This is a genomic window from Candidatus Neomarinimicrobiota bacterium, from assembly GCA_012964825.1.
Classification (GTDB): domain Bacteria; phylum Fidelibacterota; class Marinisomatia; order Marinisomatales; family S15-B10; genus UBA2125.
In genome coordinates this window covers 51597-57945 of the sequence record DTTI01000080.1, presented here as the reverse complement: position 1 = coordinate 57945, position 6349 = coordinate 51597, and the positions used below count along the sequence as shown (strand labels likewise).

Here is a 6349-nt window from a genome sequence, read left to right as displayed (position 1 = left end):
TAGAGGAAGAAGGTTTACTTTGCCGATAGCTAAAACAGGTATACTATAAAAAGCCCCGCTCAGCGGGGTTTTTTGTTTCTAGTATAATAAAAGGCTTATAAAACAAGCCGTATCTAATCAAAGTCGTTTCTTCATTTTGTCGTCAGTAAATTACGTTTATGCCCGGGTGGTGGAATTTGGTAGACACTACGGACTTAAAATCCGTTGGCCATTGCGGCCGTGCCGGTTCAAGTCCGGCCCCGGGTACTGATTGATCGCTCCGACGAAATTTTCTGCTATATTCTTGACTTTCGATTACCATTAAATGCAACCAATACAATTCTTTATTTGCAGTTACGGTGGCTGTGCCAGCTGGAGCGTAGCCCGATTCTTAAGCAGATATGGTACCGTTCATCACATCCATTCCCGAAAATCACCCGAATACCTCTCATTGCCGGTTTCGCGGAAAATCTTCCACCGGTGGTTCGGCGGTGGGATAAAGGAACACTTCAGCAACTCTCCCAGTGATAATATTCAGGACACTTCAATCTGTAGAGTCCTTTACCTTTATGTAAAGCCTGTCTACTCTATATTCTCCAAAAGGGCGTTCAGCGTCCGCCACCTAAGGAGTATCGGTGTCTCAAGAACCAACTTACGAAGTGTGAGTAAGATGTCGAGGCTGAGTATCTCGAAAGGGGAAAAGATCTTATCGGCTATGAACAGTTCTTCGATAACTGTGTAACACAGGGTATCAACAAGAATTACAACATTATCGCGGTGAATGTCCAGAAGCTGTGGAGCCACCTTCCTGAATTCTTCGATATCTTGAATATTCCCAATGCCGATATTGAGTCATTTCCTCACGAGATAAATCGCGAGCGAGAAAAAGAGATTCAAGAGCACCTGGACGACATATATGAACCTTTCAATCAAAGAATTGATGCAATGAAACCAATAGCTGTGATTCGTGTTAATGAGGGGTAAATGGAGAAAATTCAGTCATCACTTCTCGTTTGAATACTCAGGCATACAAAGTGTAACTTTACCCGATATGACAAAGGGAATCGGAAAAAGAATTGTTGCGTCTCTCTCGCTTTTCATTTTGTCGACGGGAATTATGGCCCAGGTGGAAGCGCCTGTCACCGTTGAGGCGAAAATCGAACAGGCACAGATCCGGGCAGGGGAGGTGCTCACTGTTTTAATCACAGCCACCTCTGAACCCGATTTTAAAATCTATGCTGTCAACGATGTGGCAGAGGGGCCCATTCCTTCTGAAGTTACCGTTGAGGGTGATGTGGTTGACCTTGTGGGTGAGACCCGAGAGCCGCCGCCCACTAACAAGTTCGATGAAGGATTCATGACGGAAACCTATTACCACGATGGCACCGTCACTTTTGAGACCGATGTTAGGATAAGGGCAAGTCTTGATCCCGGTGACTACACACTCACAGCAGGGTTACTCTTTCAGGCCTGTGATCCCACCATTTGTTTTCCGCCTACCACAAAAACATTCGATCTCACTTTCACCGTTGTTCAAGGAGATGCAAGATCAGACAGGACTGAGATTGTGGCAGCGACTTCCCGAGGATTGCCTGGAGATGATGACAATATTGATCTGGGAGATGCAATTTCAGCAGGTCTTGGTTCTTTTTTACTTCTTTCCATATCTATGGGATTTCTTGCTCTTCTAACTCCGTGCGTTTTTCCCATGATCCCGATTACCGTTTCCTTTTTCACGAAATTGGGAGAGACCGAGGGAAAGAATCCTTTGAAGCAGTCGTCAGTCTATTCAATTGGTATTATTATCACATATACTGTTCTGGGTCTTATTTTGGCTGCTACCCTAGGTGCCTCGGGTGCCAATCAATTGGCTTCAAATCCGTGGGTTAATCTTTTCATAGCGGGTCTTTTCGTCTATTTTGCACTTTCACTTTTTGGAATGTATGAGATCGAGCTCCCGGCATCTCTTCGGCAGTTTACGCTACGCCAGGAAGGAAGAGGGGGTTATGTCGGCACCCTTTTTATGGCTCTCACCTTTACTATCACATCATTTACCTGCACGGTACAATTTGTAGGACTATTGTTGGTAAGAGCTGTTCAAGGTGACTGGTTGTGGCCGTTTATTGGAATGCTGTTTTTCTCAGCTGCTTTTGCGCTACCATTCTTTTTCCTTGCACTCTTCCCTCAATACCTTTCGAAATTGCCGAAAAGTGGTGGATGGCTGAATTCGGTAAAAGTAAGTATGGGTTTTCTTGAATTGGCGGCGGCATTCAAATTTTTCAGTAATACAGACTTGGTCTGGGGATGGGATGTATTTACAAGACCGTTTGTTTTAGCTACGTGGGTAGTGATTGTATTTCTTACTGGGCTATATCTTATTGGTAAGATCCGTCTGCCACATGATTCAGAACTGGCGACCATAGGTGTGCCGAGGCTTATGCTTAGTATTGTGCTTTTTTCATTTGCCCTCTATATGGGGCGTGGACTCTTCGGGCAGCCCATTCACGGCCTTATAGATTCCTATCTGCCGCCAGCTACCAGAGCGGAATCCGGCTCCTTGGCTCAACAGGATTCACAACACGATGGTCTAAAATGGATACTGGACTACGATGAGGGGATCGCCATGTCAGAAATGACCGGGAAACCCATGTTTGTCAATTTTACGGGCTACACCTGTACAAACTGCCGGTGGATGGAGACAACTATTTTCGTGTTGTCAGATGTAATCTCCAGGCTTGAGAATTACATTCTCATTGAACTTTTTACTGACAGCGGGCCTCGCCGTATGGAGTATCAACAGATGGAGATTGACCGATTCGGTACAGCTGCTCTTCCATTCTACGTTATCCTCAGTCCGGACAGTGAAGAGATTGCCCGTTTCCCCGGCCTTACGCGGGATACCCGCAAGTTCATCCAGTTCCTCGAAAAGGGGCTTACCGGAGAACAGAGATTAACCGCAGCAAACTGAGAGGATTTTCTTGAAGAGATTCCTGGCTTCCCTTATACTTTTTCTTTCGGTGCTCAACGGCCAGTTTGGCATCGCTCCGCCCCTGAAATTCAAGTTGATGAACGGGCAGTCAGTCCTCCTAAAAGATCTCATTCAGCAAGGACCTATCCTAATTGATTACTGGGCGCTCTGGTGTAGCCCTTGCCTGAAAGAGATGCCACACCTGGACAAGCTACAGGATGAGTTCGGTGATGAAGGTTTCCGTGTTCTTGCTGTTAATCTCGATACAGAACGGAGTGTCTCCAAAGTGAAGAGCTATATTCGCTCGAAAGGTTATGACCTGGAAGTAGCTCTCGATCCAGCACAGGAGACCTACCGCATGCTGAACGGCAAGGCCATGCCTTATTCCCTGCTGGTGGACCGCACCGGCAAGATCATCTACCGCCACAGCGGCTACGCGCCGGGTGATGAGAAAGTTTTGTGGCAAAAGGTGGAAGCTCTGGTGCACGCTTCACCCGACAATTCCTGATTCAGCAATCCCAATGAAGTTGCGCATTATTTTTTCACTTGCTTTCTGTTCACATTTAATGGGACAGGAGAGTCAGTTCTCCATCGGTATTTCATCGTTTTACGGGGAAGGTGTAACGCCCATCCTACAGTTTGGTCAGAGCCAGTACTATGACTACAAATACAGTGAGCACTTTTTGGATGTGACCGGATGGCGCGGCGACTGGGCCCTATGGACAAGTCTGGAGTTCAGCTCCCCCCCAAGGATTGGAACCAGTTTTGCCGGTTTACGAAAATTGAGAATTTCCCGGGAAGGCAGTTCCTATTCTTTTATGGTGGGTGATCTGTACGGGCAGATTGGCCGGGGACTCGGCTTGAACCTGTGGGAAAACCAGGCCATCGACTGGGACTCTTCACTTCGTGGTGTCTGGATCAGGGCCCGGCCAAGAGACATGCTGCAAGTTGATATTGTTGCGGGAAAGGCTGGCGGAGGTCGACATCTGGGTGCAGGTCCCGGTATCGATCCCAGAATACGAGATTTTGAAGAGGATGAGACGGTGGCGCTGTTGTCAGGCAGAATGGAACAGCTTATGCCGGGAGTGAATCTTGGTGCTTACCTCATGCTTATGAACGGCAACAGGCAGTGGTTTTCTGTTCGGCGCGGTGAAGATCTGGATACAGTTAAAGTGTCATCATTCAAACCGGGTTTTATTGCTGAAATGTCCGGTAACAATTTTGATCTCTTTTTTGAGACGGCATTCCGGTCGAATACCATCAAAAATGTAGACAGTCTCTACTCCGTAACGGCTTATAAATGGTATCCTTATGATTCAAAACAGTCCGGGCGAGGTCTCTATTTTTCGGGATCCTTCTTCCCCGGTCAGTGGGGCGTTACTGTTGAATTAAAAGATTACCTTTTCGACACCAGTTCGCCAGAGAAAAGAGTTCATCTACCGTTCAGACTGGGAAGGAGTAGCCTTGTCTACGGGCCGCCCAGCGGTTTCAGGGAGCACACCTCAACACTGCTCTCCAGGACACCACACATTATGGATCCTGAAGATGAACTAGGTTTCCAGATCGAGTTCAATTCTCAGGTTAATGACAACCTTTTTCTTATTGTTAACTACGCTCGGAGCAGCCGGCATACTGCTTTTGTGAATGAGGTAGATGAACAATACAACAGTACCTTGAGAAAGAAAGATCACACTCAAGTTTTTGTTCCAACGACTGATAACGGGTTCTATCCGTTCCACGAAGGGTACGCGGAAGTGAATTACCGTTATGACCAGCTCATGTTTACCACAGGGCTGTCCCATTCCAGTGAAGTGATGCTTTATAGTGCTCTGAACGTCTATAAAGCGGGATCGTCCGGTTGGGAATCTGAGCGTTCCAAGCTGACTGAATTCTTTGAGAGGCGAAACCTAATTTCCATACCGTCAGAGCTGACCCTGGGTTTACCCAGAGGTTTTAATATCACTTTGGATGTGGAGCACCAGTGGGAGGCGCTGGAGTTGGGGACTCAGGTCTCTTATACTCTCCATGGTGAAAACCGCCCCGACAGTTTAGAAGCGGTGAATGTGGATGTTGTGCCGTACTATTATCGTTATGTAGCACTGAATATTGGTAAAGCTTCGCTTTTCAGTGTCGGTTTTCTATTTGATCACGCTTCCAGGATCAAGACAGGAAATTTCTTCAATACGGATCCTGAAGAGGATAATTGGCTTGAGGAGGTTTTGCGGAGAAATGAGGTAGACTTAACCAATAAATGGTTCGGAATTCAGGGATCATTTTATATTACATCCTCCACAGTTTTATCTTTATTCTACGGATCCATTCAGGGGGGGTTAAAGTGCGACAGCGGGGTCTGCGTCTATGTACCAGGGATTGATGACGCTTTTACGCTGGCCCTCACAGCGAACTTTTGATTTAACTTGTTGCTTCTGCTTCCAAGCAAAAAAGATGCTAAGGGTTATTTACTTTCTTAAATTGAAAGGGGAAAATTTCGGCCAGTAACTGAATCATAATGAAGGAGATTTATCATGACTAAATACGAATGCTGCGACTGCGGTATGGGAGTAGAAGGACTGACCTGTTCCAAATGTGGTGCTGCTCTTGTCCACAATACTCTTACCAAGGACGACGGCTCAACTGTGGATGTGAGTCAATGTCCTGATGGTTGTGGAAAGATCAAGTCGCCCATGTGCTGCGATCACGACATGGATATGGTGGAAACTTAGTTTCCGGTTATAAATCGGACTCAATACCATTTAACAAAGGGCGATGTAAATATCGTCCTTTTTTATTGGAATAGGATCGATGAAAAGATCGTAAAAAAATAGATTTTATTCATTGAGCTGGGCCGCCTATCTTGAACTGGTGGTTTCTTAGTGAAAGGACTATATTCACTTTATGTCAAAGACCATTAAAGGGAATTGGAGAAATAAGGTAAAAAGTATGAAAAGGTCAAAACTTATTCCTTGTGCCGTGGTGCTGTTCGTCATTGGATGTGCTGGCGGTGGAGGTGTATCAAATACGGGTCCTCGCAAGCAGAGAAATCTCATCACTCAAGGAGAAATAGCTACTTTAGATGTCAGAAGCGCTTATGATGTCATCCAGATATTAAGGCCTCAGATGCTTCGTGTAAGAGGAAGTATTGGTATAGCCGTATATGTGAACGGTATTCGAATGATGAGCGGGATGCAGTCTCTTTATGATATTTCTCCAACATCTATTCATGAGATCCGTTATCTCAGTTCATTTGACGCTACGGCGCGTTTCGGCACGGATGTTCCTGATGGTGCCATCTCCATTACGACTAAGTAGAGGGATACTCAGGTCATTTGAGTAACAAGTCTCCTGACCTTAGGGGATAGTAAATGCGTGTTTACAAGAATTTTATCAATAGTGACTGGGTGG

7 protein-coding genes and 1 tRNA gene are annotated in these 6349 nt (G+C 45.9%); 7 read left to right on the top strand and 1 reads right to left on the bottom strand.

Annotated features, from left to right (window positions below):
• Positions 1–160: 160 nt before the first annotated feature.
• Both EYO21_08590 and EYO21_08585 read left to right on the top strand, forming a co-directional pair.
• A tRNA-Leu gene (locus EYO21_08590) sits at positions 161–246 on the top strand.
• Positions 205–507: a hypothetical protein gene (locus EYO21_08585; protein HIB03858.1), complete on the top strand. Its 303-nt coding sequence runs from the start codon at positions 205–207 to the stop codon at positions 505–507. Before EYO21_08590 ends, EYO21_08585 begins: the two co-directional genes overlap by 42 nt.
• 54 nt (positions 508–561) lie before the next feature.
• On the opposite strand, the gene EYO21_08580 is transcribed toward EYO21_08585, so the two are convergent.
• Positions 562–783 (bottom strand): hypothetical protein, encoded by a 222-nt coding sequence (locus EYO21_08580; GenBank protein HIB03857.1) that lies wholly within the window; start codon positions 781–783, stop codon positions 562–564.
• 169 nt (positions 784–952) lie between these two features.
• Here EYO21_08580 and EYO21_08575 point away from each other — a divergent pair, with 169 nt between their 5' ends.
• The 5 genes from EYO21_08575 to EYO21_08555 all read left to right on the top strand — a co-directional run bounded on the left by EYO21_08575 (position 953) and on the right by EYO21_08555 (position 6256).
• Positions 953–2947 (top strand): hypothetical protein, encoded by a 1995-nt coding sequence (locus tag EYO21_08575; protein HIB03856.1) that lies wholly within the window; start codon positions 953–955, stop codon positions 2945–2947.
• Positions 2948–2957: 10 nt separating this feature from the next.
• The gene (locus EYO21_08570; protein ID HIB03855.1) at positions 2958–3455 is read left to right on the top strand and encodes a TlpA family protein disulfide reductase; all 498 of its coding nucleotides are present in this window, start codon (positions 2958–2960) and stop codon (positions 3453–3455) included.
• Positions 3456–3468: 13 nt separating this feature from the next.
• Entirely contained in the window at positions 3469–5358 is a 1890-nt protein-coding gene (locus EYO21_08565; GenBank protein ID HIB03854.1) for a hypothetical protein, read from the top strand.
• A gap of 114 nt (positions 5359–5472) precedes the next feature.
• A complete protein-coding gene (locus EYO21_08560) occupies positions 5473–5670 on the top strand; it encodes a hypothetical protein (protein ID HIB03853.1) in 198 nt (65 codons plus the stop codon).
• A gap of 217 nt (positions 5671–5887) precedes the next feature.
• The gene (locus EYO21_08555; protein ID HIB03852.1) at positions 5888–6256 is read left to right on the top strand and encodes a hypothetical protein; all 369 of its coding nucleotides are present in this window, start codon (positions 5888–5890) and stop codon (positions 6254–6256) included.
• Positions 6257–6349 lie beyond the last annotated feature (93 nt).